25 protein-coding genes are annotated in these 25429 nt (G+C 38.2%); 15 read left to right on the forward strand and 10 right to left on the reverse strand.

Annotation, left to right across the window (positions count from 1 at the left end; translation table 11 throughout):
• Positions 1 to 33 precede the first annotated feature (33 nt).
• Genes AC27E9_RS00450 through AC27E9_RS00475 form a run of 6 tightly spaced genes read left to right on the forward strand, consistent with a single transcriptional unit; the run spans position 34 to position 5523 of the window.
• Positions 34 to 1299, forward strand: coding sequence for an NAD(P)/FAD-dependent oxidoreductase (locus AC27E9_RS00450; protein ID WP_487126279.1), 1266 nt, complete (start codon positions 34 to 36; stop codon positions 1297 to 1299).
• On the forward strand, positions 1268 to 1894 hold the full coding sequence (locus AC27E9_RS00455) for a DUF3261 domain-containing protein (RefSeq protein WP_487126280.1): 627 nt from the start codon (positions 1268 to 1270) through the stop codon (positions 1892 to 1894). Before AC27E9_RS00450 ends, AC27E9_RS00455 begins: the two co-directional genes overlap by 32 nt.
• A complete protein-coding gene (locus AC27E9_RS00460) occupies positions 1891 to 3066 on the forward strand; it encodes a beta-ketoacyl-ACP synthase (protein WP_487126281.1) in 1176 nt (391 codons plus the stop codon). The genes AC27E9_RS00455 and AC27E9_RS00460 overlap by 4 nt, the downstream gene beginning before the upstream one ends.
• On the forward strand, positions 3059 to 3520 hold the full coding sequence (locus AC27E9_RS00465; RefSeq protein WP_487126282.1) for a hotdog family protein: 462 nt from the start codon (positions 3059 to 3061) through the stop codon (positions 3518 to 3520). The genes AC27E9_RS00460 and AC27E9_RS00465 overlap by 8 nt, the downstream gene beginning before the upstream one ends.
• Before the next feature lie 36 nt (positions 3521 to 3556).
• Positions 3557 to 4297 carry a 3-oxoacyl-ACP reductase FabG gene (fabG, locus tag AC27E9_RS00470; protein ID WP_487126283.1) on the forward strand — a complete coding sequence of 247 codons (741 nt, stop codon included), beginning with the start codon at positions 3557 to 3559 and terminating at the stop codon, positions 4295 to 4297.
• Positions 4297 to 5523: a beta-ketoacyl-ACP synthase gene (locus AC27E9_RS00475; RefSeq protein ID WP_487126284.1), complete on the forward strand. Its 1227-nt coding sequence runs from the start codon at positions 4297 to 4299 to the stop codon at positions 5521 to 5523. Before fabG ends, AC27E9_RS00475 begins: the two co-directional genes overlap by 1 nt.
• Before the next feature lies 1 nt (position 5524).
• Here AC27E9_RS00475 and AC27E9_RS00480 read toward each other — a convergent pair whose 3' ends face one another.
• The 8 genes from AC27E9_RS00480 to AC27E9_RS00515 form a co-directional block, all read right to left on the reverse strand.
• On the reverse strand, positions 5525 to 6052 hold the full coding sequence (locus tag AC27E9_RS00480; protein WP_487126285.1) for a PepSY domain-containing protein: 528 nt from the start codon (positions 6050 to 6052) through the stop codon (positions 5525 to 5527).
• Positions 6053 to 6102: 50 nt separating this feature from the next.
• Positions 6103 to 8055 carry a TonB-dependent receptor plug domain-containing protein gene (locus tag AC27E9_RS00485; RefSeq protein ID WP_487126286.1) on the reverse strand — a complete coding sequence of 651 codons (1953 nt, stop codon included), beginning with the start codon at positions 8053 to 8055 and terminating at the stop codon, positions 6103 to 6105.
• A 10-nt stretch (positions 8056 to 8065) separates the two neighbouring features.
• Entirely contained in the window at positions 8066 to 8464 is a 399-nt protein-coding gene (locus AC27E9_RS00490) for a QcrA and Rieske domain-containing protein (RefSeq protein ID WP_487126287.1), read from the reverse strand.
• Between the two features lie 5 nt (positions 8465 to 8469).
• Positions 8470 to 8955, reverse strand: coding sequence for a hypothetical protein (locus AC27E9_RS00495; protein ID WP_487126288.1), 486 nt, complete (start codon positions 8953 to 8955; stop codon positions 8470 to 8472).
• Positions 8956 to 8965: 10 nt separating this feature from the next.
• Positions 8966 to 9820: an FAD:protein FMN transferase gene (locus AC27E9_RS00500; protein WP_487128241.1), complete on the reverse strand. Its 855-nt coding sequence runs from the start codon at positions 9818 to 9820 to the stop codon at positions 8966 to 8968.
• 20 nt (positions 9821 to 9840) lie between these two features.
• Positions 9841 to 10392, reverse strand: coding sequence for an FMN-binding protein (locus AC27E9_RS00505; RefSeq protein WP_487126289.1), 552 nt, complete (start codon positions 10390 to 10392; stop codon positions 9841 to 9843).
• Positions 10393 to 10491: 99 nt separating this feature from the next.
• Positions 10492 to 11478 carry a DUF6662 family protein gene (locus AC27E9_RS00510; RefSeq protein WP_487126290.1) on the reverse strand — a complete coding sequence of 329 codons (987 nt, stop codon included), beginning with the start codon at positions 11476 to 11478 and terminating at the stop codon, positions 10492 to 10494.
• Between the two features lie 187 nt (positions 11479 to 11665).
• Complete coding sequence (locus tag AC27E9_RS00515; protein ID WP_487126291.1) at positions 11666 to 12016, reverse strand: hypothetical protein; 351 nt, start codon at positions 12014 to 12016, stop codon at positions 11666 to 11668.
• Between the two features lie 153 nt (positions 12017 to 12169).
• On the opposite strand from AC27E9_RS00515, the gene AC27E9_RS00520 reads away from it, so the two are divergent.
• The 6 genes from AC27E9_RS00520 (at position 12170) to AC27E9_RS00545 (ending at position 18148) form a co-directional block, all read left to right on the forward strand.
• Positions 12170 to 12937 (forward strand): SapC family protein, encoded by a 768-nt coding sequence (locus AC27E9_RS00520; protein WP_487126292.1) that lies wholly within the window; start codon positions 12170 to 12172, stop codon positions 12935 to 12937.
• A 196-nt stretch (positions 12938 to 13133) separates the two neighbouring features.
• Positions 13134 to 13763: a helix-turn-helix transcriptional regulator gene (locus AC27E9_RS00525; RefSeq protein ID WP_487126293.1), complete on the forward strand. Its 630-nt coding sequence runs from the start codon at positions 13134 to 13136 to the stop codon at positions 13761 to 13763.
• 109 nt (positions 13764 to 13872) lie between these two features.
• On the forward strand, positions 13873 to 15663 hold the full coding sequence (locus AC27E9_RS00530) for a coiled-coil domain-containing protein (RefSeq protein WP_487126294.1): 1791 nt from the start codon (positions 13873 to 13875) through the stop codon (positions 15661 to 15663).
• 45 nt (positions 15664 to 15708) lie between these two features.
• Entirely contained in the window at positions 15709 to 16323 is a 615-nt protein-coding gene (locus tag AC27E9_RS00535; RefSeq protein ID WP_487126295.1) for a YjaG family protein, read from the forward strand.
• Between the two features lie 38 nt (positions 16324 to 16361).
• Positions 16362 to 17609 (forward strand): sensor histidine kinase, encoded by a 1248-nt coding sequence (locus tag AC27E9_RS00540; RefSeq protein ID WP_487126296.1) that lies wholly within the window; start codon positions 16362 to 16364, stop codon positions 17607 to 17609.
• An 8-nt stretch (positions 17610 to 17617) separates the two neighbouring features.
• Positions 17618 to 18148 carry a response regulator transcription factor gene (locus AC27E9_RS00545; RefSeq protein WP_487126297.1) on the forward strand — a complete coding sequence of 177 codons (531 nt, stop codon included), beginning with the start codon at positions 17618 to 17620 and terminating at the stop codon, positions 18146 to 18148.
• Positions 18149 to 18209: 61 nt separating this feature from the next.
• On the opposite strand, the gene AC27E9_RS00550 is transcribed toward AC27E9_RS00545, so the two are convergent.
• Entirely contained in the window at positions 18210 to 20267 is a 2058-nt protein-coding gene (locus AC27E9_RS00550; RefSeq protein WP_487126298.1) for a TonB-dependent receptor, read from the reverse strand.
• Between the two features lie 426 nt (positions 20268 to 20693).
• Here AC27E9_RS00550 and AC27E9_RS00555 point away from each other — a divergent pair, with 426 nt between their 5' ends.
• A complete protein-coding gene (locus AC27E9_RS00555; protein WP_487126299.1) occupies positions 20694 to 21656 on the forward strand; it encodes an adenosylmethionine decarboxylase in 963 nt (320 codons plus the stop codon).
• An 88-nt stretch (positions 21657 to 21744) separates the two neighbouring features.
• Complete coding sequence (locus tag AC27E9_RS00560; protein WP_487126300.1) at positions 21745 to 23343, forward strand: serine hydrolase; 1599 nt, start codon at positions 21745 to 21747, stop codon at positions 23341 to 23343.
• 84 nt (positions 23344 to 23427) lie between these two features.
• Here AC27E9_RS00560 and rsmD read toward each other — a convergent pair whose 3' ends face one another.
• A complete protein-coding gene (gene rsmD / locus AC27E9_RS00565; protein ID WP_487126301.1) occupies positions 23428 to 24018 on the reverse strand; it encodes a 16S rRNA (guanine(966)-N(2))-methyltransferase RsmD in 591 nt (196 codons plus the stop codon).
• A gap of 150 nt (positions 24019 to 24168) precedes the next feature.
• Here rsmD and ftsY point away from each other — a divergent pair, with 150 nt between their 5' ends.
• Positions 24169 to 25428 (forward strand): signal recognition particle-docking protein FtsY, encoded by a 1260-nt coding sequence (gene ftsY, locus AC27E9_RS00570; protein WP_487126302.1) that lies wholly within the window; start codon positions 24169 to 24171, stop codon positions 25426 to 25428.
• Position 25429 lies beyond the last annotated feature (1 nt).

A 25429-nucleotide genomic window follows, 5' to 3' on the forward strand; every position in this document is an offset into this window, starting at 1 on the left:
CAATTTGGTAAGTTATAACTTTAGGGAAAATTAATGGAAACTACGTCACCAACACAACAGATCATTGAGCAATATGATGTGGTTATTATTGGAGCTGGACCTTCAGGTACTGTTGCCGCTTCTTTGCTTGCTACTGCTGGAATATCAGTGCTGGTTTTGGAAAAACAATATTTTCCTCGTTTCTCTATTGGTGAGAGTTTGTTACCTCAATGTATGGAGTTTTTAAAAGAAGCGGGGCTGGAACAGGCGTTAGATAAATACGCTAAAGAGTTTGGTTTTCAGTTTAAAAATGGCGCAGCATTTCATAAAAACGGTAAAAATTCATCATTTGATTTCACTGAAAAGTTTAGTGTCGGGCGCGGTACAACTTATCAAGTAAAACGAGGACTTTTTGATAAATTGTTGGCAGATGAAACTGAAAAGAAAGGTGTAAGTATACGTTATGGTCACCAAGTAAATGCCGTTGTTTCATTGGAACCTGAAGTATGTCTCGACGTTCACGATGAAAGCGATAATCCGTATCAAGTGCAAGCGAAATTTTTATTAGATGCCAGTGGTTTTGGACGGGTTTTACCTCGGTTGCTTAATTTAGAGTTGCCATCAGACTTTCCGATTAGGCATAGTTACTTTAGTCACTTTAAAGATGGCATTGATTGTGCCGAATTTGACCGTGATAAAATACTTATTACGGTGAATCCAAATTATAGTGATGTTTGGTATTGGTTAATCCCATTCTCTGATGGAACGGCAAGTATTGGTGTTGTTGGCTTACCAGAGCGATTTGATGAATCATTATCTGCTATTGATACATTGCAAGAGTTCATCTCACAGGATGAAAACCTGCAGCGACTTTTACAAAATGCAACACCATTGCAAGAGGCACGAGTTATTAAAGGATATTCTGCTGATGTTACGACATTATGCGGGAAAAATTTTGCCTTATTAGGTAATGCAGGCGAGTTTTTAGATCCGGTATTTTCTTCAGGTGTCACTATCGCAATGAAATCTGCTTCTTTAGCCGCACCTTTAGTGAAAAAACAATTACAGGGCGATACTGTTAATTGGGAAGTTGAATATGCACAGCCTTTGAAATTTGGTGTAGATACTTTCCGTTGCTTTGTCGAAGGTTGGTATAACGAAAGTTTTCAAAATGTTGTTTATCATGACCGCCATGATGATTCTGTGCGTCGAATGATAAGTTCGATATTGGCCGGGTATGCATGGGATGAACAAAACCCTTATGTTGCCAAAAGTGTCAGGCGATTGAATGTTTTGGCAGAAGTGTGCCAAGCAGGGTAGTAAATTGAAGTATCTTACGCAAAAGCTATTGCTGTTATTACTGGCCTATTTCATTGCTGGTTGTAGTGCCTTGCCTGATGACAAAGCATTATATTTAACTAAAAGCATGGGGTTAGTATTAACGGTACCGCCAACAGAAAAAGTTGGTGCTATAGATAGCCACCTAGTTGAAATTACCACTAAAGGTGAGATCCATCGTTTTATTGCCCAAGTTGAATATCGTAGTAATGAAATTGCTATGGCAGCAGTTTCACCATCAGGCGTTCCTTTATTTGATTTTACATGGTTTAGTAATAAAACGACGGAAATCAATCAATATGTATCATTACCGTTTGTTGATATTCGCTTTATTATTGCTGATATGCAACTCTGTCATTGGCCAATAAATATCATTCAAAGTTCATTATTAGGAAGCAATGTTCGCGCCGTTCAAGTAGACGATGCAAATGATAAAGGGGCTATTTGGCAGAGAACAATTTGGGACAAAGATCAAATTATTATTAAGATTGATAAACTTAAAGGCAGTTATCAATTAGAAAATGTTATGCGAGATTATAGTATTCGGCTAGTCAATTTAAATAAGGAAAGTGAGTGAGTATTTGCTTAAAAGAATTTGGCGTTATTTGTGCGCTTGGTCATGATAAGCAAGAAGTCCTAACGGCTTTGTTTTCTGACGAAAAGCAATTTTTGTCACTCGATAGTGAATTACCCATAGAAGAGCCCCAATATGTCGGTCGAGTTCAGCTACCTAAAAATAACGAAGCTATTGAGCAAATTTCGACTAACAACAATAAATTGGCTTACATTGCTTATCAGCAAATTGCAGAGACTTTAGAGCCTCTATCGATAAAATATGGCCAGCATCGTATTGCTGTGGTTATTGGTACCAGTACTGCAAGTATTTATGAAGGCGAGTTAGCAAGAGAGCAATTAACTAGACAAGGGCAGTTTCCAAAAGACTTTCAATATGAAGTGCAAGAAATGTCAGCACCAGCAACTTATATTGCTAAACTAGCTAACGCCAAGGGACCAGTATATGGCATTTCAACAGCTTGTTCTTCCAGTGGTAAGGCTTTGGTAAGTGCAAAAACTTTACTGGAAAATGACTTGGCTGATGTGGTTATTGCGGGTGGAGTTGATAGCTTAACACAGCTGACAACTAATGGTTTTAAATCTCTAGAATCGATAAGTAAAAATGTTTGTCAGCCGTTTCAAGAATATAGAGATGGGATTAATATTGGCGAAGCCGCCGCCCTGTTTGTTATGACTAAAGATAGTGATGGTATTCAATTACTGGGTGCAGGTGAAACCTCTGATGCTTATCATATCTCTGCACCTTCACCTGATGGTGCTGGCGCAGCTAAAGCGATGGCACATGCTATTGAAGATGCAAAAATTAATGCTAACCAAATAGATTATGTAAATTTACATGGTACTGGCACGATTAAAAACGATGAAATGGAAGCGTTAGCAATGGCGTCGGTCTGCGGAAAACAAGTTTATTGTAGTTCAACTAAGCATTTGACTGGCCATACGCTTGGCGCTGCGGGTGCACTAGAGTTAGGGCTTTGCTGGTTATTGTTGAGTGATGATAATATTGACAGGCGGTTGCCTGCAAACTGTCGCGGTAGTGATATTGATGAAAAAATGCCTTCAATAAAATTGAGCCAAGGTGAAAAGCTAGCTAAGTTGCAATATTGCCTAAGTAATTCTTTTGCTTTTGGGGGGAATAATTTTAGTGCCGTGATTGGGAAGATTTATGAATAACTACGCTATAACGCAGGTTTTACCTCATCAAGTGCCAATGATACTAATTGATTCGCTGGAGTATTACGATGAGGATACTTGTCGTTGTAAGGTTGAAATTAATCCTGCAAGTCCATTTTATGATGAGTTCAAGCACGGCGTCCCAAGTTATATTGGTAGTGAATATATGGCACAGGCTATTGCCGCATTTGCTGGTGCGCATGCACTAGATAAACAAGACGATGTGCAAATAGGCTTTTTATTAGGTTCAAGGAAATATAAGACATTTCAACCATATTTTAAGGTCAATGAAGCCTTAACTATCACCATTAAAGAGCTATACCGTGAAGACTCAGGCTTAAGAGTTTTTGAGTGTGAAATATTAAGTATTAAAAGTGAAGTACTGGCACAAGCAAATATCAATGTATTTCAACCGAAAGATCCAGATGCATTTATTCAAGAAAGCTACGCATAAAATACTTAAGTACAAGATAAATTATAAAAGTGAAAAATGACCATGACAAAAGATATTAAAAGAATTTTAGTTACAGGCTCGAGCCGAGGGTTAGGCAAAGCAATTGCAATCAAGCTTGCACAAGATGGTTTTGATATCGCAGTACATTGTCGTAGCGGCATAGATGCTGCAAAGGATACACAAGAACAAATTATCGCACTTGGCCGTAATGCAAGTTTGCTACAGTTTGATGTTTGCGATCAAAAAGCGGCAAAACAAGCCATTGAAAATGATATGGCTGAAAATGGCGTATATTATGGTGTTGTTTGTAATGCAGGTATAACTAAAGATATGGCGTTTCCTGCCATGGAAAGTGAAGATTGGAGTAGTGTTGTTAATACTGCATTAGATGGCTTTTATAATGTTATACATCCAGTGGTTATGCCAATGGTGAGGGCAAAAAACGGTGGTCGTATTGTCACTATGGCATCGGTGTCAGGTATAGCTGGCAATAGAGGTCAAGTGAATTACAGTGCAGCTAAAGGTGGCGTTATAGCAGCAACGAAAGCATTATCACTTGAGTTAGCAAAACGAAAAATTACCGTGAATTGTGTCGCTCCTGGTTTGATTGATACCGACATGACGCAAGACTTGCCTCTAGACGAAGTGAAAAAAATGATCCCATTAAGGCGAGTAGGTAAGCCAGAAGAAGTTGCTGCAACGGTATCATTTCTAGTTTCAGATGGAGCAGCTTATATTACAAGGCAAGTGATTTCAGTAAATGGTGGGATAGTCTAATGAAACGAGTTGTAGTTACTGGAATGTCTGCTATAACAGCATTGGGAGACGATTGGCCAACGTTCAGAGCCGCGTTGGAACAAGGTGAAAATGCGGTAGAGGTCATGCCACAATGGCAGAAATTAGATGGCCTGAATACCTGTTTGGGCGCACCTGTAAAGCATTTTGAAAAACCAGCTCACTATAAGCGAAAAATGATCCGTTCAATGGGGCGTGTTTCATTGATGGCAACCCGTGCAACAGAACTAGCGCTTGAACAAGCAAACTTGTTAACAGATGCAGCTCTTACTGATGGTAGCACAGGTGTATCATACGGCTCATCTATTGGTTCCACATCACCCTTAGTTGCTTTTGGTAATATGATGGAAAACGATACAATGGAAGGCGTCACAGCGACCAGCTATATACAAATGATGTCACATACTGCCCCTGTTAATATTGGCGTTTTTTTTGGCGCTAAAGGTCGGGTAATTACGACTAGCTCTGCTTGCACATCGGGTTCGCAAGGAATTGGCTATGCCTATGAAGCTATTAAGTTTGGTAAACAGAAGGCGATGATCGCTGGCGGTGCAGAAGAACTTTGCGTTACAGAGGCAGCAGTATTTGACACTTTATATGCAACTAGTACTAAAAATGAGCAACCTAAATTAACGCCAAAACCATTTGATAAAGAGCGTGATGGTTTGGTGATTGGTGAAGGGGCTTGTACTTTGATTTTAGAAGAACTCGAGCATGCAAAAGCGCGAGGCGCTAACATACTTGCTGAGATTGTTGGTTTTGGTTCAAACTCTGATGGTAAGCATGTAACCCAGCCTACTGCTGAAACCATGAGAATAGCAATAGAATTGTCACTTGAAGATGCTTGCATAGCTGCAGACTCAATCGGTTATGTGAATGCGCACGGCACCGCGACTGATAAAGGTGATATTGCTGAATCGAATGCGACAGCTAATGTTTTTGGAAAGGTGCCACTGAGCTCATTAAAAAGTTATCTAGGTCATACTCTTGGTGCATGTGGTAGCATTGAAGCATGGGCTTGTATCAATATGATGAAAGATAACTGGTTTGCTCCGACATTAAATTTAGATAATGTTGATGAGCAATGTGGCGATCTAGACTATATTGTTGAGCGAGGTCGACATATCGAAACAGACTATGTGATGAGCAATAACTTTGCTTTTGGCGGTATTAATACCTCATTAATATTTAAGCGCTGGCAAGATTAGTTTAGCTATAGCTTTTAATACGCTGACGGTTTTCATAGCGTTTATAGTAAGGTAGAAAAAATAAAATAATGCCGGTTATTGAAATAAGAAGTAGTGCAATAGATAGTGGCAGTGTAAACCATAAATTTGCGTTGTCTTTCCAGTAAGTAAAGTCATGTAATTGTTCTATAAAATCTGAGCGGCGATAAGCGGTTTTAAGCACCTCTCCGGTAGTGGCATCAATTTGAATTTCCCATTCAGATTTTGCTCTTACCTTTATAATGCCCTTGCCAGGGCGAACGTCTAATCTGTCAATTGCTTGCCAAGAGTCAATACCTGCTTCAGGAACAGATTTGGCAATGATTAATACTTGTTCAAAGCTGATACTTGGTTGATTTTTAACACTGCCCTTAGCACTGGCAGGTTGAATATACGACACTTCTTTTTTTAGTAACAATAGTACGCCAGTCACCAATATCACTAAAAATGGTAGCGCAATAATAATACTGGCCCATTTATGGGTGCTGCGGTTGATTCGATTAAAATTCATCTGTTACTCGTAAGTTAACTTAGCGTGGTTTACGGCAAGTAATATTGTAATTAAAACTGCCAAGTACCGCTAATATTAATACTTCTTTCCGGTTGATAAGCTGCATCTTCATCTCGTGATGTTTTATAGAGGTTATTGGTTAAATTGATGACCGATATGCCCAATGTTAGGTGCTTGTTAACTTGGTAATCAATTTGAGTATGCCAAACTAACTCGCTTTTTTGAGCAAGCTCCGACGGACCGACATCTTGTTGTGAAAATTGGTAACTTAATTGCTGGCGAATATTAAAACTGTCATTCTGCCAGTTGAGTGACCATTTTAATGCTTTTGGAATGCCGTCATCAATGACATTATTATTTTCATCGCGACCTTGTTGCCATTGAAAGCCAATGCTTGACTGCCAATGAGGATTGATTTGCCAACTATTTGTTAGTTCAAAACCTTGTATTTTAACTTTTTGGTTATTTCTATAATAACGTACACTATCTTGCGTATATCGTTCAATAAAATCGTCAATAGTATAGTGATAACTATTGAAGGTTATTGCTATATTTTTATTGATGTTATGAGCGATTGATAACTGCCAGCCAAGGCTCGTTTCAGCTTTTAACTCGCTATTACCTTGTGTATTGCCTCGTGGTGTTTCACCAGAAAAAAATAGTTCACTGACGGTTGGAAAACGAAAGGCATTCGCAACTTGCAAACTCAAGTTTGTTTTTGGGGAAAATAGATAACTAAAGTGAGTGGACAAGGAAAGGAAGTTGTCGCTTTTTTCTTGCTGGTATTGCTTGAGGGTGATGGTGTCGTATCTTGCACCTGTCGATATAGTTAGGTTATTAAAATACCAATCATGCAAGGTGTAAATAGCAAAAGTATCTTCGTCGGCATTAATCATATCTTTTTGCCAAACTAGCTCATTGTTCGCAGTGTATTCTTGCTCACTAATTTCAATATTATGACGGCCAAGCCATTCAGCGCCAATTACTGTATTGTCGACAAGCCATGAAGCATAAGCACCAAAGGTATCAGACTGATAACTTGTTAGATTTTTACGAGTAATATTTTGTTTGTCATCTAAGCGAGCAATATCAGTTTGCCATTGCTGGTTATGTTGATAGAGTTTTAGCTTCCAAGCTTGTGCAACTGAAAATTCTATTTGCGATAATAAATGGTCGTCCTGTGGGTAATTGCTAATACGTTTATTTGGAAAAGTAATTGCGCTCTTACCTATGTCGCTCCCTTGACTTAAAATTGCCGAGGCGAAAATATCTATATTGCGCCAGTTTGTTGTACCTGAAAGTGTTGCTGCCTTTTGCTGATATGAAGTATTTAGTGGTGTTGCATTACTGCCACTTGCTGAGTTAGCGTTATCAGCTTGGCGCTGCACTAAACTAGCGTTTATCTGCTCGCCAACAAAATTACCTGATATATGCCGTGCATTATTTTGTTGCTGCGCGGAAAAACTGATCGTAGAGTTTTGATGAGTTTGAGTCGAAATGCTGACCACTCCACCCATAGCATCTGAACCATATAGTGTTGATTGTGGTCCTTTTTGAATATAAACCTCAGAAATTAACTCAGCAGGGATAAAAGAAATTGAATTGCCTGCCCTTCTGTCAGTGATAATGGGAATACCATCAACTTCAGTTTTTATGCGCGCTCGGCTAAAACCTCTAATATTGTAACTTTGAAACAGGCCACCTTGGCCATTGAGATTCACGCCATCACTTTGCGATATAAGATCGGCAACAGTATGTTGTGCATTAATAATTTGCTCTGGATAAATCAAGATATTATCGCTGGTTCGAACATCATTAAGTGACTTTATTGTTTTTGAATATGAAACCAGCATTCTCTCTGTGGGTTGCAAATCAGATGTATTAAATTCTGGTTTTGTCACAGCCGTTAAGGAGTTTTCAGGTTGCTGTGCAGAGGCTGCTAGCGCCAATAACAACAGTAAAAAACTGCCAATTTGAAGTGATTTAAATAAATAGTTGAGCACAGTATGAAACTTATTCTGATAACTGAATATAAACAAATTGCTGGTCGGTACTCGTAATATAACTTACTAAGTTTTCTTCAGCAGGGCCTTTCGTTACTTGTCCTCGCTTATCAAAACGAGCGCCATGGCAGGGACAAATAAAACCATTTTCATTAGGTGTGACAGCGCATCCTCGGTGGCTGCAAATTAATTGTGAAGCGGCGAAGTTATTATTATCAAGTTTCACAATGCCAATGGAGTAATCTTTATGTGCAATGGTAACGGTTGTTTTCGTGTTAAATAGTGTTTTCTCAACAACTAATGTATTACCCTGACGTGTTGATTGCACGTGCTGTATTGTACTTTTACAGGCAGATAATAAACATGCACTTGCTAAACAGGCCGTTTTTAAAAATTCACGACGTTTCATAATGGCTACTGTGCTCGATGTTTTAGTTTTTTGTGGTTATATTTTTGCTTGTGCTTTCGGCCTTTTCTCGCCATCTTGATATGGAAAAATAATAGGCTTGGTAGTATTAAACCAACGACAGCGTGGGAATTGCCAAGTAAAGTATGCCAGTCTTCAGCAACTAAGTAATATAAGCTATATGCAGATAATAGGGAAAAAACGATAAAACTTAATAGCGTTATGCCCGATTTTTTTGCTTTGCCCAATGTCCAAGTTTTTGAAACGTGTGAGGTGAAAATACTGCCTAAAGCCATTAACATTAAAAATGCTGCTAAGCCATGTAACTGTAGAAATGGGTATTGTAAAAAGTGTGATTCTGGACCAAAGTCGCCCTCAACCATGGCAAAGTTTCGTAATAGCCAGAACCCTGTACCGCTAAACACACTTAGGCTTAAAAAACCGTAAAATAAATAACGATATTTTTTGGCTATTTTCCGGCTGACATTGGACATTAATTTTACTCTAGTTTATTTGGCGGCTAAAGCCGAATCTATTGGTGATTATTGCGCTTGCACCGTAACGTTTTAGTATTGGTTTTGCATCTTTATACTTCATAAGTGCGACAACTTTAGTTAAGGCATCAGCTTGCATTGTGTTGTCAGCAAATACTGAAATACAACCTTTAATGGTGTTGTAGCGCTGAGTTTTAGGGTGAAAGTATTGTGAGCCTTGTGCTTGGTAATAACTGCCACTACTTGCTAATGCAGTATTGCGTAATGTTAATGCTTTTAATGCACTTGGGCGACGAGCGTACTTAATTGACACTTGTTGATTTTTCCAGTCAATAACCCGCATATCACCTCCAGCATTAACGTAACCAGAAATATTTTCAGGTAACTTTGCAATCGCTTGGTCAACGGCATAACCTTTTGCAATACCACCTAAATCAAAAACTACCGGTTTGGTACTACAAATGCTGTTTCCTTGGAGACTAACATCAGAAAAACTACCAAAGGCTGCTGAACTAGAATGCGGGATATCAAGGTGATTAGGTAAGTGCTTGTCTATCATTAACTTTGATGCAATTGAAATATCATAAACACCAGCTGATGCGAGGTGAATTTCATGGGCAAATGCTAATACAGTGGCAAGATCATCCGAAAGTACTTTAGTTGTATTTGGCGCTGAAATTAGCGCCATGTTGAGCTGTGACAATTCACTATCTTTTCGATGAAAATTTAACGCTTGTTGCACTCGCTCTATTTCTTTAAAAGCAATATTTGCACTAGCAATTAAAGCTTTTTCAGGTAGCCTTGCCTGTAAGCTTATTTCAATAAAAGTGCCTAATAGCGGTTGGCAACGTTTAATTTGATGCATTGTCACAGTAGTACTTAACTTTACAGTGCTATTTTACTGAGCACGCTCGACCAAGTGTGATTTAGTCTATTGATGCCATCAGTGACATGGCGGCATGATAATGTTGCACCAGAAATGTTTTTTATTTGCTTATCAAGTTTGAGAAATTCACTACTGTCTTTACCATGAAATTGCGCGCGCCATTTAGGGTGCATAATTTGATCGCCATAAGTTTCACGGTACGTTAATACTTCAATACCCATAACTTTCCCGTCAGCGCTGATAGCAACTGCTAAATCGATATTTTCATGTTTACCAATAACTTGGTCAACTATAAACCAGCCACCGTCTTCCGATCGCCAGCTGTTAATATGATGATTACGGACACGAATGTCTGATAAGTCTTCAATTAAATCGGCTTGCTGCTCGGTTAAGTCAACAGGGGCTGGCGTGAGCTTTTGCTCCGGCCATAATATTTTTTGTGCTTGCTCGATAGTTAAATAGCTTTTCGCAAAAGACACTTGAATTGGCAGGGCAAAACTTACTGCTGTAGCTACTAAACCCTTTAAAAATCGTCTACGTAACATACTCATGATAATAAATTACTTATGGTTAATATAAATGCAAAAGGCTTACAGTCCATTTATTGGAATCTGTAAGCCTTATCGAATTAAGCTAACTGCTTAATATTATTAGAATTCGTAACCGTATGATAAACCAATATGCATTTTCTCATGCTCATCCCAGTTACGGCCGTTACGAACATCAGCATGCTCTGAACCGCCACCACTGATTTGCCATAGTACACCAGCAGTTACCCACCACTTCTGCTCAGCAAAATGTAATGTTGGCCCGAAATAGTTCCCACGCTGATGCTGGCTACCAATGCGGAAGTCACTTAAATCAAAGTTGGTTTTCTTTAAACCAACAGTGTAGCCATCGGCATCGAATCCGTCTTCAGTATTGCCTTTTTCTGCCTTGTCTTGTGGGTTTAAGTAATCTGACTGATGTCTGAACTCTAAACCAACAAACCATTGTGGTGCGAAACGGTAAGAAATAGCGGCTGCAATATCTACAGCAAATTCATCTTCTACAACAGTGCCTGACTTTCTGCGTTCAAATTCAGTTTTAATATTTAGCACTGTTACCACAGTGTCATCTAAAAAGTCTTTTTGGAAAAATAAGGTACCAACAAATGAGTCTTGATCGATATCAGCACCATCTAAACGATATTTGTCACGACGCTCATATGCTAAACCGTATGAGAAGCCAAAAGCATCTTTATATGGGCTTAATACATTGTATTTCATTGCTAGTTCATAACCGGCAAATTGGGTATCGCTAAACTTACCTGTGCCGTCGCCTGCTTCACACATTGGACATGGTGCACCATCTTCTTCTGAACCTACATCGTAGTCGTGGTTAAAAATAATCGCTTCAACAGCAACCGTTAAACTATCCGTTACACCGTATTCAACTTCTGGGCGAATATCATGAAAAGTGTAATGATCACCCGCGTTTTTATCTAAACGAATGGTGTCAGCAATTTTGAATTCGTAACTGCCAGCAGGCCTGGTATCAGTACCTTTAGCGTAAACCCATAGGTTTTCGCCTGCAGATGCAGTAAAAGTGGCTGCAGATATTGCTGCCGCCATGATGGTGTTGAAGTTCAGTTTCATGTTTTATAAAGCCTAAATGTATCTGAGAGAGATGATTTTGTTATTTCGGCATTATAATTTGTTAAAAAAAGTAACGCAACTGATAATTGTTATCATTTGCGCTACTATTTGTAGTTTGGTTCAATGAAAAAGATTATTGTTGTAGCGAAACATGGGGTTGATGGATATGCTCGATTGCTCGGACTAGCTAATAAGCACGATAACTTCTATAGCTAGGGTGAGTTTCTAAATAATCACACCAGGTACTGAAATTTTGGTAATTGTAACGTTTGTCGGTTGCCGTTATCCAAGGAGAGCTTGATTTGGCGCGCAATTGAAATTTTTCTTTAAAGCCATCAATAGCAACATAACAAGCTAATGATTCAAATGTATCATTTCTAATCTTTACCTGAGTAAAGCCAGTAGCAAGTTTGTTAAATGTTACAGTTATTTTGGGCTTTCCCCAGCTTAACGGACTGAAGATAAGTAAAAGAACAGATAAGTAGTTTAAAATTTTCATATTTAACTTGTTGTTATATTTGAGCTTGTAAGTATTCATTTAACAAAATACCAACATTGTAGTAAATAATATTGAGATTATTTCAATTATACCATTGAAAGCGTTATTAGGTGTCTCCATAACTATTATCAACAACAGAAAAGTGTCAAAAACGACAACGACTAAAGACGCAGTATAAAAGAGAATTTATTCATGGCTAACATTACTCCAATTAAAAAAGAAACTCATCAAAACGTTAAAATTTCAGCACAACGTGATTTATCACATGTTGCAAACCAGCATATTGCGCCTATAACTGCGCCTGAATTTTCACAAGCTGCAACTAGCTACCCAATTGTATTAGTAAAAGATCAAGGTTCTGAGCGCTACCGTAGTGTTGTGATGCTTGGCTTAGAAGCTGGTGAAAACCTTTTTCATACTAAAGATTTATGGAATGCAGTTTACATCCCGCAAAGTATTGCTATGGCACCTTTCTCATTAGGATTAGATCCTGAAAAAGAAAAAACACTAACTGCATGTGTGGATTTAGACAATAAATTTGTTGGTGAAGACAAAGAACACGAATTGTTTGATGCCGAAGGCAATGACAGCGAATTTTTTAAAGGTGTTCAAGACTCGCTAGGTCGTTTGTACGATAATGAAGTTATGAACGAGAAGTTCATTAAAGAATTACTTGATAATGAATTATTGATGGAATTAGAGCTGAACGTAAACTTTGCAGCCGGTGAAACTAAGAAACTTGTTGGCTTATATGGTATCGACGAGAAGAAACTTCAAACATTAAGCGATGATAAAGTGCTAGATTTCCATAAGCGTGGCTTATTTATTCCGATTCATGCAATGTTAGGTGCTACTGGCCAAGTTAATCGTTTAGCACAATTACGTAACCAAAGTGAATCTGCAGCAAAAATAAATGCTATTCGTTTTACAGCAGTAACAGCTGAAGAAGCTAAAGCATAGTAGTTAACCCTACTAAACTTTGAAAAAAGAGCCTTAAGGCTCTTTTTTTGTTTCTAACCTCAAAAACTATAGTTGCGTGACAGTTACTTTTAATACTATTTCTATGCAATACATTGAACTTAGTGTTTAAAATTATTATGTTTATTACCTTAAACGCCTTACAGAACTAAAAAACAATCGATTAGGTGATGCAAATATGGCACAAATGAAAAATGTTGATACCATTTTAGCTAAGTTAAAAAACCAAGGTGCGATGACTTCTGGTGAATTGGCAAAAGAATTGGCGATGACCAGTATGGGGGCGCGCCAACACTTACTGCGCTTAGAAGAGAAAACACTAGTAAATCATTTTTTGCAAAAAGCGGATGTTGGCCGGCCAAAGCAAATGTGGCAACTTACTGAACTCGGGCATAAACGCTTCCCAGATCGGCATGCCGATCTTACTTTGCATCTAATAGAATCTGTCAGTGAAATTTTTGGTGAGCAAGGTTTAGAGCAAGTTATTTTGCAGCGTGAAAAACAAATGCTTGAAAAGTATCAGGCTGCGTTAACCTTATGTAATAGCTTAGTCAGTAAGGTTGAAACCTTAGCGTTGATGCGCTCTCAAGAGGGCTACATGGCAAGTGTAGAAAAAGTTGATAGTAGCGAATACTTGTTAATTGAAAGTCATTGCCCGATATGTGCAGCGGCACGAGAATGTCAAAATTTTTGTCGCTCTGAATTGACCATTTTCCAACAGTGTTTAGGTGAAAATTATAGCGTCGAAAGAAGTGAGTATTTACTTACCGGTGATCGTCGTTGTGCTTATAGAATTAAAAAACGTTAGCAAGCTAATTTTGTGGCATAGTAATTAAGCATGAATAAAAATTAAACGTCTGCTAGGATAATTTTGGGTGTTATGTTTATTTTGATCTAGGGTTAGGGATTTTTACCATATGAGTGAACAGAAAAAACTGCCAAGTGAATTAGAAGATAATATTCAAAGTATCGCAGGTGATATTTATCTACAAATAGAAGATAAAATTACAGAGTTAATTACTAGTTATAGTGAAAACCTAAAGTTAAGCCCTGAATTAGTTGAAAAACACCCCAGCGTTCAACAATTAAAAGCAGAAAATCAACAATTAAAAAAAACTGCTGATGATAGTAAAGTTGCTCATGATGTCTTAATTAAAGAGCATATTGAGCACAATAATAAATTACAAAAACAGCTTGAAGCGCAGCATCAAGAGCTTGAGAATCATGCCAAGCTTAATAGTGCTAAGCTCACGGATACTGAACAAGTACTTAAAGAGAAACTTCAGGAAAATTCGCTACTAAGTGAGCAAGTTGCAAAGCTTACAACTGATAACAACGACCACCAAGGCAATTTAGATAAACTTCAAATAAACAATTCGATGCTATCTAAAGAGCTATCTACGGCACAAACTGAGCATACCAACCTAGTTAAAACTGACAAAGCAAAAGCTGCAACAATTACCGTACAAAACCAGCAAATCTCTGATCTACAACTAAAGCATGAGCAAGTCGCAAGCGAACTGGAATTATTAAAGGCGCAACAAGAACAAAGCCAGATAAACAGCGATGAACAACTAAGTAGTGAGCAAAAGCAAACCGAGCATTTGATTAAGCAGAGCCAGCAGCTTGAAAGCCAACTGAAGCAAGAAAATGAAAAAGTAGCAGAATTGCAAAGTAAAAATACCGAATTAGTTAATGATATAAATGCGCAAAAAAAAGCCAATGAAAATCAAACACAAAAAATAGAAAAGTTAACTGACAATTGTCAGAATTTATCGGTTACAAACCAAGAATTACAAACGCAAATCACACAATTAACAACTGAAAATTCTGCCTTCGATACACAAAATGAAGTAGATCAAAAGCAGCTGAAAATAGCACAAAAAGAAATTACTAAGCTTGAAAGTGATATTGCCGCGTGTGAAAAAGATAATGCTAAACAGTTAGCGGAAAACAAAACTTTAATAACGCAGGTTCAGCAAAGTGAAGAACAGTATCAAAAAGACGTAAAAAAAGTACAAATAGAGCACCAAGAAGTGGTGGAAAAATTTGAGCAGGAAATCGCTAAAAACAGCGAAAATGAGCAAGACTTAAAGCAAGAACTATTAGTTATAGAGCAAGAGCTTGCACAGCAAGTTGCTGACAATAAAGGATTAACGACTCAAGCCAAGCAAAGCAGCGAACAGCACCAACAAGATCTTAAAAAGTTACAGATAAATCATCAGCAAGTGACCGCAGAATTTAATCAGAGTATTGAAGATAAAAATACCGCACTAACGAAATTACAACAACAGACTGATCGTCAAGAAAAGCGATTGGAAGAAAAAATTAACCAGCAGAAAGTGACGCTCGAAAACCAAGCGAATGAGCTAACGCATAGCAAATCTGAACATCAAAAATTAAGCGATGAACATCATAGTATTGTTAATAAGTTAGCGGATATGGAACACCATTTAACAAAGTTAACACAACAGCTGGAAACAGAAAAATCTACAGCAATTAAAAATCGTCATATGGTGCAGGAAAGTAAAGGTAAGCAAGAACTTGAATACAATAAAGCCCGTGAAACTATAAAATATTTACGTGATGAAAATACTGATTTAAATCATAAACTTGAGCAACAAGTGAATGAATTGGAAGATAAGTTAACAGAATATCGCTTACGGTTTGAATATGCGCAGAAGCAGTTAACGAAAATGACTAAATAAGGTTATAATAGCGAACTACTCTTTCGACAGATAACGAGACTCGACGTGGCGATTCATCTACCTTTGAAAAATTTAAGCCAATGGCAACAAGTGGCATTTTGTGCGGCATTATTGGAACGCATGTTACCTAATTACCAAATGTTTGCGCAGCATGCAGAGTTTGGCGATTATAAGGTGCTGAGAAACCAGTTAGATCTTATTTGGCAATGGCTAGATAAAGATAGCCGCTGTAAAATTAATTACGATGCACAAATTGCCAAGCTAGAAGAGCAAGTACCCGATCCTGAATCATTTGACTTTTTTGGTGTATTTCCTGCCTTAGACAGCGCAATGGCATTAATGTCTTTGTTTCAATCGATGCAAGATAAGCAAAATAGTGCTTTTGAAAACATCGGCAAGTTGTCAGAAAATAGTGTTAGTTATTATGTTGAATTGAGTTTGGCACAAGCAATGGACGAACAAACGCCAGATGAAGAGGAGCTGATCATTTCTCCGCAACAAATCGATGAACACCCTTTAATGGAATGGGAAAAAGCAACACAAAATGAGTTGTTTGATTTCCTTAAAAATGCCAGTGAAAACAAAGCCTCTTGCAAACAAGCTAAAGCGTTAGTATTAGAAGAAGGTTTGTCAAATTTAGGTATAGAAATTAACTCTTAGAACCGCCCTCTTTCACCTAAAAATTTTTACGAGTCACTATGCCATCAGTTAACTACCAAACGATGACCATTATTGAACGATTGTTTTTATTAAGAACTATCGCGATTGCTATTCAGTTATTTACTGTACTAATTGTCTATTTTGTTATGTCGCTGCAAATAGCGCTGATGCCGTTAGTCGTTGTAATAATTGTAGAAAGTGTTTTTCATGCGGTGAGTATATTAGTTTTTCGTAAACGCAGTGCTGGTAATTTAGCGATAGTTTTTCAACTGGTTGCAGATGTAATATTTTTAACGGTTTTACTATCATTAAGTGGTGGCGCAACTAATGCCTTTGTGTCACTGCTACTTTTACCAATTGTTATTGCTGCGGTTAGCTTACCAGCACGTTATTTATTATTTATTTCACTATCAGCGGTAGCGTCTTACAGTGTGCTGTTGTTAACAATGCCAGAACATACTATGCATCATATGGATATGAGCAACCATTTTATTGGTATGTGGGCAAACTTCCTACTATCAGTTTTAGTGGTAACCTTTGTAGTTGGCGCTATGGCACGGGTGATAACTAATCGTGAAAGAGCTATTGCCTTACAGCGTGAAGATCAATTAAAGAGTGAGCAGCTATTAGCACTAGGTGTTGCATCGGCACAAGTAACTCACCAGGTCGCAACACCATTGGCCAATATTCAATTGCTTTACGAGGAGCTTGCGGAAGACTATCCGGAACACGAGGCAGTGATGGCAATGGCGCAGCCATTAAGTCAGTGCACTAGTCAGTTGGGGTACTTTCGTTCTTTAGCGACATCAATTCGTGAAAATAAAAAAGCGCGCTTGTCTATTAATGAGCTAATTGAGCAATTAGTTGATCAAATGCATTTTCATTTTCCAGAGCAGCAACTTGATATTATTCAATCAGAGCCTATTGATGCGACAATAGAGTCTGATGCCATGTTGTTACCTGCACTGCTCAATTTGGTGCAAAATGCTATTCGAGCAAACCAAGAAAACAAACAAAGTAAGATAACCTTGACGGTATGTGTCATAGAAAATTCATTAATTTTGAAATTAAGAGATTTTGGCTTAGGCATTGAAGCGAGTATGAATCAAGCGCAACGTGCTGTGCTTGGGGAACAAATGGTCAACAGCAAATCAGGCTTAGGTATGGCAGTATTTTTATCTAATTCTACCTTTCATCGCCTAGGTGGAAAATTACAGTTGAAAAACCATAGTGAGCAAGGCTGTATTGCTCTAGTTAATTTACCGTTACTTGCCTGTAAGGAGTAAAGTGAACCGTGAAAAAGTTGCTAATTATAGAAGATGACGTTTCATTTGCTGCTACTTTAGCTAGACGGATGGCGAAGCATGATTTTAGTTGTCAGCAAGTACATCAAGCAGATCAAGCGTTGCATGCCTGCTTGCAACAAAAGCCAGACTGTATTTTATTAGATATGAAATTGGCATCGGAAAATGGTCTTACTTTAATAAAGCCAATTCGTGCAGCATTACCTATGGTTAGGTTAGTCCTGCTAACGGGGTTTGCTAGTGTGACGACGGCTGTTCAAGCGATGCGTTTAGGTGCTGATGATTACTTAGCAAAACCCGTTAATACGCAAATGTTATTAAGCGCTTTAAATACTGAAACTATACTAGAGCCCGCAGTCAGCTTAGATGTTGATACTATGTCAGCAGAGCGTGTTGAGTGGGAGCATATTAACCAAGTACTGAACAGTAATAGCGGCAATGTGTCAGCTACTGCGAGACAGCTTGGTATGCACCGACGTACTTTACAAAGAAAGTTGCAAAAAAAACCAGTATCAAAATGATACTGGCTCTATCAACACCAAAATATTGTTGATGGCAGGGTGGCGCCATCAAAAATAGCGGTTAAAACTGGTAATCCATTGCTAGATAAACATTTCGACCCATAGCGGAAATTTTATCTCCAACTGCAATGTCACTGCCATTAGCACGATTAACTCCGCCAAGGTGATCACTATATTGTTTATCTAATAAATTGTTGGCACCTAAACGAACTACCAATCCACTGCTAACAAAGTAATCTATTTGCCAATCAACAATAGCGTAGCCAGCCGAAGCTTTTTCATTGTTCAGCTCAGATACTTTATTTTGTGAACTGTATGCATGAATTGCTAAATTACTTTGCCAATTTTTATATTGATAGTTTAGGTTAATACGAGTATTTAATGGTGATATACGGTAAAGATCATCATTTATGTCATCACGCTCACCACGAACATAGCTAACAATACCTGATAATTTAAATTGTTCATTTAAACGATAATGCCAATTCATATCCGCACCGTATAGCGTTGCATCAATATTGGTGAACGTTAATGGGCTGTCATCTCCCATCATGCCTGCAACCATTTTAACTCGCATGTCAGTTGATGGTGTACCCTGAATATAGTCGGAAACTTTTTGATAAAATACTTGTGGTGCAATAGCGAAGTCACCATTGTCGTATGAAATACCGGCATTAATTTGATATGCCGTTTCATTATCTAAATTGATGTTACCAACATATGTTTTACCATCAGCTAGGCCACCTGTTGCCTGCATTGGTACCCACAAGTAACGCTCTTGGTAACTTGCAGCGCGCTGCTTAACTGCGACTGAATAATTAACGGTTGTGGTATTGGTCCATTGATATTCACTGCTTAGTGCTAAGTCAAATGTGGTATCTGATACACTGCGATCAGCATCGTTAAATTCATCTTGTAGGGCTTTAATATTTGGATTCATCATTGCCATTGAATGAGATATTTCATCCGCATCAGCGCTATTGCTTTTAATTCTAAGTCCTAACGTATGAGAAAACTTTTCGCTGCTTGGTGTCCATTCAGCGAAAATAGAATGGCGTGCATCTTTAACATTATTAAAGTTTTTAATTTCAAACATCATATTTTCAGGATTAGTGATCACAGAATTGTGTTCAGCGTCAAAGCCTTCAAAGCCAAACAGCCAATCTCCCTGACTGAGTAATAGTTTATAGTCTAATGATTGTGCGTCAGCAGTATTGTAGCGGTACATAGCCATATTCATGTTGTCGCGTTGGCTAAAGTTATCCATGCCATGTGTGGCATCTTGATAGCCAAGTTGCCAACTTAATTGCCAATCACTAAGTTGTAATTCACCATCAAGGTTATAGCGGTCAGAATCGATGTAATCAATATCCATAGGTAGTGCCGGCGTGCCAGAATCATTGGTTTTTGCGTGGTGCCAGGTAGCGCCAATTTGCCAATCTTTACCTTGATGACGTACATCTATACCGTACTGCTTTTTATCGTATTTTGTTGAAGAGATAATGTTGCCATCACCGTCCTCATAGTCATCACCACTTTGGTCCGTTAAATACAATAAAACACCGGTATTTTCATTGCTAATATTAATGTCACCGGCAACAGTTGATGCATCGTTAATGTCGTTGTAGCTAAGTGCTAAATCACCACTGAATGTTGAGCCAGTATCGACTTCTGCTTTTTTAAGGTTAACTTCAACAGCACCGCCAAGGGTATCAATACCACTGCGCACCGGAGCAATTCCTCGGTAAACCGATACAGATTCAACCATAATCGGGTTGATGTAAGTTAACGGTGCATCCATGGCGTTAGGTCCAGCGCTAACAATTTGCTGACCACCAATAGTTTTGGCAATGCGTTCACCGAACATGCCCCGATATTGAGCAATACCAGTAATAGGACCGTTTTTATTAATATTTGCTCCAGGAACGGTTTTTAGCCAATCAGCAACATCGGGCATCACTAAGTTGCCTTCCGCTAGTGCCGTTTCAGAATGCGTTAACTTTGGTGCCTCTATTGTAATCACCTCAATACTATTATTATTGAGATCATCAGCGAAGGAATTTACGGCGCTAACGGATAAAACAACTGTGAGTGCTTGGGAGATTTTTGAGATTTTCATTACGACATCCTGAACCTAGAAATTAACTAACCAAATGATTTTTACTGAAGTTTTTTATAAAAACAAAGCTAGATGGGCAGAGTGCGACATTATGTCGCACTCTGATTTGACACAGATCAATTTAACCGAGAGAGCAGGAAAAAATATAAGAAAATAGCGGACAAATTATTGCTATTCATTGTGAGAAATAGAGTTAAATACAACTGAAATATTGGCCCTTTTCTAGTGATTCATATTGTTAAAAAAACGTCAGCACTACTGTTATCGATGCTACTTTAATATTGCTAAAACATTGACGAATTGACAGTAAATAAATAATCTAAGCGGTTCATTTTAAACACTGAATATTTAATGCCAATAAGTCGGTAATGCTCAGTGTTAGCCGCATACAAATGTATGGGCGTTAAATAGGCTGAGGATAATTATTTGTTTTTTGAAGGTTCGGAAAAAAAAGCGACCATTATTGTTGAGCGCGACCAGCTTTCCTTGTTAACTGATATTGCCGACGAATTTTGGCAACAACTGGTGCAATGTGCTGATGCACATATTTTATCATCGATTGAAAATATGCACTGCAAAGCTTTTTTGTTGTCGGAATCAAGCTTATTTGTTTGGCATGACCGTTTATTAATTATTACTTGTGGTAACACAAGATTAGTACGTTCGGTTGAGTATTTTATTCAACAAATGGGTGTCGATTGTATTGCTCAGGTTAGCTATCAACGCAAGAACGAATACTTTGCTCATGCGCAACCGAGCACTTTTGGTGATGATATTAAGCTCTTAGCACGACATGTTACAGGTAAGGCGCATCGTTTCGGTGAACTTGATAGTCATCATAATTATATTTTTCATCAACAAAATGATTTTCAAGCGCTTGAAAGTGATAAAACTTATGAGCTGTTGGCTTATCAAATAGGTGAAATAGCATCAAAAAAACTCACCAGTAGTGATTTAACTGCGGCAGAAATAAGAGCATTTTTACAGTTAGAAGAATTGTTTATCGATTTTGTATTTGATGACTTTGTTTTTAAACCTTTCGGTTATTCGATTAATGCCATTAAAGATAAGCAATATTTTACCATCCATGTTACACCGCAAGAACATAGTAGTTACGTTAGTATTGAGTCGAATATTAATTTAATTGCATTAGCACCAATGTTTTTAAAAATACTGGCGCCAAAATCTTTTGATTTATTGAGTTTTAATGAATTTGAATTTAGTGATCTAGCTAGTGATTACATACCAGAGAATTATGTAGCAACATCTTTGGTTCAGCAGCATTTGAGCAATAACTATTTCGTTTGTTTTGCCAATTATATATTGCCACAACAACACTTTATGCAAGCTAAGGCGCTTGATTCGGTTGAGCAAAGTCACGCATTGTAAATACTTTTGTTTCATGACGTGCCGAATATTAATAGTATTTTCGACGACAAATAAAAATAAGCGCAGGTTTGCGCGATAAGGAATATAAATGAGATTAGCTTATTCATGGTTGTGCATTAGTACACTATTTTTATCAACGCTTACGCTAGCCAATGCTGCGAACAACGAGCCAAGTAATGAGGTTGTTCGTATTGAGCAATCAGTGGTTCAGGCAATGGAGGCTTTTCAGGTTCCTGGCATTGCCGTTGCCATTATTAAAGATGATCAAGTGGTATTAAGTAAAGGCTTTGGTGTGTTAAAACACGGTAGTGCAGAAAAGGTGACAGCTGATACCTTGTTTGGCGTGGCGTCAAATACCAAAGCAATGACCGCCGCTTTATTGGCTCAATTGGTTGATGAAGGTAAGTTAACGTGGCAAACAAAAATTATTGATATTATTCCTGAATTTCAGATGCCAGATGCTTATGTTACTCGTGAATTTACCATTATAGATCTACTATCACACAATAGTGGTTTAGGTTTAGGTGCTGGTGATTTAATGATTTGGCCGGAAACTACATTAACTAACCAAGATGTGATTAAAGGTTTAAAGCATTTGCCACAAGTGTCTAGTTTTCGCAGTGAATTTGCTTATGACAACTTAATGTATGTGATTGCTGGTGAAATTATTGCCAAAATTACGGGTAAGCCGTGGCAAGAAAATATTCAAACAAGAATCTTTGATAAATTGGGTATGCAAAATACTCGTGCAAAGTTTTCGTTAATTCCTTCAGAAAATAAAAATGTTGCACGTGCCCATGTACCACTTGATGGTGAATTACATGTGGTTGGTGGAAACTTTTTAGAAAAATTTTCTTCGGCAGGTTCAGTAGCATCAAGTGTTAATGACATGTCGTTGTGGTTAAAAGCGCAGCTAAATCGAGGACTGTATGGCCAAGATGGTGATAAAGAGTTAAGACTATTCAGTGAAAAACAAAGTCGTGCTATGTGGCAAGCTCGTACATTATTACCTGTACCGCAAAGTGCTACAGACCAAGATAAAACTCATTTTACTGCTTATGCGTTAGGTTGGTTTGTAAAAGATTACCATGGCGTTAAAGTGATACAACATACTGGTGGTATTTTAGGTATGGTGTCAAAAGTGGTTATGGTACCAGAAGAAAATCTTGCTATGGTTATTTTAACGAATCAGCAGTCAGGTTTTGCTTTTAATGCATTATCGCAGCAAATACTTAATGAATTTTTGGCGTTACCTGAAAAAAATTGGGTTGAGCATTATGAGAGCAAATTGAAAGATTATAATGCAGCGAGAAAAGAACAACAGGCAGAGGCTGCAGCGAGCGTTGATAAAAACTCTACACCTTCGCTAGCACTTAGCGATTATGCACAAACTTATGTTGATAATTGGTATGGTGAAATAGATATTGCATTAGAAAATAATCGACTTGTGATGCAATTTGGCAACACCCCTGCCCTACGTGGTTCTCTTGAGCATTACCAACATAATACTTTTATTGTTCGTTGGGATGATAGAACACTTGAAGCAGATGCTTACGTTAATTTTAACTTAAATCCTGATGGCAGTATTAACTACGTTACTATGGAAGCGGTATCTTGGGCGACAGATTTTAGTTTTGATTTTCATGACTTGAAGTTATTGCCAAAACCGGCTTCAACAGTGCACTGATAATTTGTTTGTAATAAAAATAAATTTTGCTGGATAAAAAAGAGGCTAACGCCTCTTTTTTATTACTATTTCTTATGTGTAAATTTATATCGAATTATTTTGATAAAGTCGGTAAACCACTTGTCCTGCTGCTTTCTCTTTAAGTAACTGCCAGTGGCTTGGCATCACTTGATTATTGTTATCGTTTTCCATTTCAACATAGATTAATGCGTTTTCTGTTAGCCCCTGCGGTGAAATAGCGTCTGCTGCCTGTTGAGCCAAGCCCTTTCTAAATGGCGGATCGATGAATACTAATGAATAGGCTTGTTGGTTTTGTTGTAGAAAATTAATGGCATTAGTTGAAAGCACATCAACATTATCGGCTTTTAATAATGCTCTATTATCTTTCAATTGCTGAGCAGCTCCTTTGTTGAGTTCAATAAAGGTGACAGATTTAGCCCCACGCGAAAGTGCCTCGAAACCTAAGCCACCGGAGCCAGCAAAACAATCTAGGCAGGTTGCGTCTTGTATGTAAGGCATGAGCCAATTAAAAACGGTTTCCTTGACCCTATCTGTTGTTGGACGTAGACCGTCAGCCATCAATACTGGTAGCTTTCGACCACGATGTTGACCGGCAATAATGCGAATACTGCCTTTTGCAGCACTTTTGTTTGATTGTTTTTTGAGTTTGCTCATAACTTCAACAGCTTTTGTTTTTTGTCGGCAGGTAAGGTGATACTATATCGACAATTTTATCCTTGTTTGGTAGCGAATACCAACTGAACTCATGAATAAGCCATTCTTAAAGGGTTGTTTTATTCATTAAATTAGCGCTGTAATAGATTTATGTCGAAGAAAAAAGGTATGTTTTCCTGGTTAGGTCTTGGGAAGAAAGAAAAAGTTACTGAAGAAGAGTCAGTAGTAGAAAATACGCAAGGTATCGAATCGAGTGATACTGTTGATGAAAATGTAGTGGCCAGTGATGTTGAGTCAGGGCAAGAACATGCCTCAAATTTACATGATAATACTTGCCAAGACTCTCCAGTTGAACAAACTGTTGCAGAGCCAGAGCCAGAGCCAGAGCCAGAGCCAGAGCCAGAGCCAGAGCCAGAGCCAGAGCCAGAGCCAGAGCCAGAGCCAGAGCCAGAGCCAGAGCCAGAGCCAGAGCCAGAGCCAGAGGTGAAACTTGGCTTTTTTGCAAGATTAAAGCAAGGCTTAACCAAAACCCGTCAGAATCTAGGCGGCGGAATATTCAGTTTATTCCGTGGTAAAAAAATTGATGAAGAACTATTTGAAGAGTTAGAAACACATTTGCTATTAGCAGATGTGGGTGTTGAAACCACCACTAAAATTATTGACTCACTAACCGAATCAGCATCACGTAACCAATTGAAAGATGCAGAAGCACTTTATGATTTATTAAAAGCTGAATTGAAAAAGGTTATCGAACCTGTCAGCAAACCTTTAGTTATTAAATCAGAAAATGGCCCATACGTTATTTTAATGGTGGGTGTGAATGGTGTCGGTAAAACTACGACTATAGGTAAGCTGGCAAAACAGTTTCAGGCGGAAGGCAAGTCGGTGATGTTAGCCGCAGGTGATACTTTCCGTGCTGCTGCCGTTGAGCAGTTGCAAGTTTGGGGCGAACGTAATGATATTCCGGTTGTTGCGCAGCACACTGGTGCTGATAGTGCGTCAGTTATTTTTGATGCCATTAGTGCTGCTAAAGCGCGTGGTGTTGATGTACTTATAGCTGATACTGCTGGACGTTTACAGAATAAAGGCCACTTAATGGAAGAGTTGAAAAAAGTGGTTCGTGTGATGAAAAAACTTGATGTTGATGCGCCCCACGAAGTGATGTTGACTATCGATGCTGGCACTGGACAAAATGCTTTAAGCCAAACCAAATTATTTGATGAAGCGGTTGGCTTAACAGGCTTAACATTAACTAAGTTAGACGGCACCGCAAAAGGTGGTGTAGTGTTTGCTGTCGCCGATAAACATGCCATTCCTATTCGTTACTTAGGGGTTGGTGAAGGTATTGATGATTTACGCCCATTTGACGGCGATGATTTTATTGATGCATTATTTACCGAAGAAAGCTAAT

The organism is Colwellia meonggei (genome assembly GCF_057537295.1).

Coding starts and splice junctions, on each gene's coding strand:
- AC27E9_RS00475 (WP_487126284.1), top strand. CDS start 4,297: ATGAAACGAGTTGTAGTTACTGGAATGTCTGCTATAACAGCATTGGGA.
- AC27E9_RS00550 (WP_487126298.1), bottom strand. CDS start 20,267: ATGAAAATCTCAAAAATCTCCCAAGCACTCACAGTTGTTTTATCCGTT.
- AC27E9_RS00510 (WP_487126290.1), bottom strand. CDS start 11,478: ATGAAACTGAACTTCAACACCATCATGGCGGCAGCAATATCTGCAGCC.
- AC27E9_RS00515 (WP_487126291.1), bottom strand. CDS start 12,016: ATGAATACTTACAAGCTCAAATATAACAACAAGTTAAATATGAAAATT.
- AC27E9_RS00530 (WP_487126294.1), top strand. CDS start 13,873: ATGAGTGAACAGAAAAAACTGCCAAGTGAATTAGAAGATAATATTCAA.
- AC27E9_RS00480 (WP_487126285.1), bottom strand. CDS start 6,052: ATGAATTTTAATCGAATCAACCGCAGCACCCATAAATGGGCCAGTATT.
- rsmD (WP_487126301.1), bottom strand. CDS start 24,018: ATGAGCAAACTCAAAAAACAATCAAACAAAAGTGCTGCAAAAGGCAGT.
- AC27E9_RS00525 (WP_487126293.1), top strand. CDS start 13,134: ATGGCACAAATGAAAAATGTTGATACCATTTTAGCTAAGTTAAAAAAC.
- AC27E9_RS00505 (WP_487126289.1), bottom strand. CDS start 10,392: ATGAGTATGTTACGTAGACGATTTTTAAAGGGTTTAGTAGCTACAGCA.
- ftsY (WP_487126302.1), top strand. CDS start 24,169: ATGTCGAAGAAAAAAGGTATGTTTTCCTGGTTAGGTCTTGGGAAGAAA.
- AC27E9_RS00495 (WP_487126288.1), bottom strand. CDS start 8,955: ATGTCCAATGTCAGCCGGAAAATAGCCAAAAAATATCGTTATTTATTT.
- AC27E9_RS00455 (WP_487126280.1), top strand. CDS start 1,268: ATGTTTTGGCAGAAGTGTGCCAAGCAGGGTAGTAAATTGAAGTATCTT.
- AC27E9_RS00465 (WP_487126282.1), top strand. CDS start 3,059: ATGAATAACTACGCTATAACGCAGGTTTTACCTCATCAAGTGCCAATG.
- AC27E9_RS00490 (WP_487126287.1), bottom strand. CDS start 8,464: ATGAAACGTCGTGAATTTTTAAAAACGGCCTGTTTAGCAAGTGCATGT.
- AC27E9_RS00560 (WP_487126300.1), top strand. CDS start 21,745: ATGAGATTAGCTTATTCATGGTTGTGCATTAGTACACTATTTTTATCA.
- AC27E9_RS00450 (WP_487126279.1), top strand. CDS start 34: ATGGAAACTACGTCACCAACACAACAGATCATTGAGCAATATGATGTG.
- AC27E9_RS00540 (WP_487126296.1), top strand. CDS start 16,362: ATGCCATCAGTTAACTACCAAACGATGACCATTATTGAACGATTGTTT.
- AC27E9_RS00500 (WP_487128241.1), bottom strand. CDS start 9,820: ATGCATCAAATTAAACGTTGCCAACCGCTATTAGGCACTTTTATTGAA.
- fabG (WP_487126283.1), top strand. CDS start 3,557: ATGACCATGACAAAAGATATTAAAAGAATTTTAGTTACAGGCTCGAGC.
- AC27E9_RS00520 (WP_487126292.1), top strand. CDS start 12,170: ATGGCTAACATTACTCCAATTAAAAAAGAAACTCATCAAAACGTTAAA.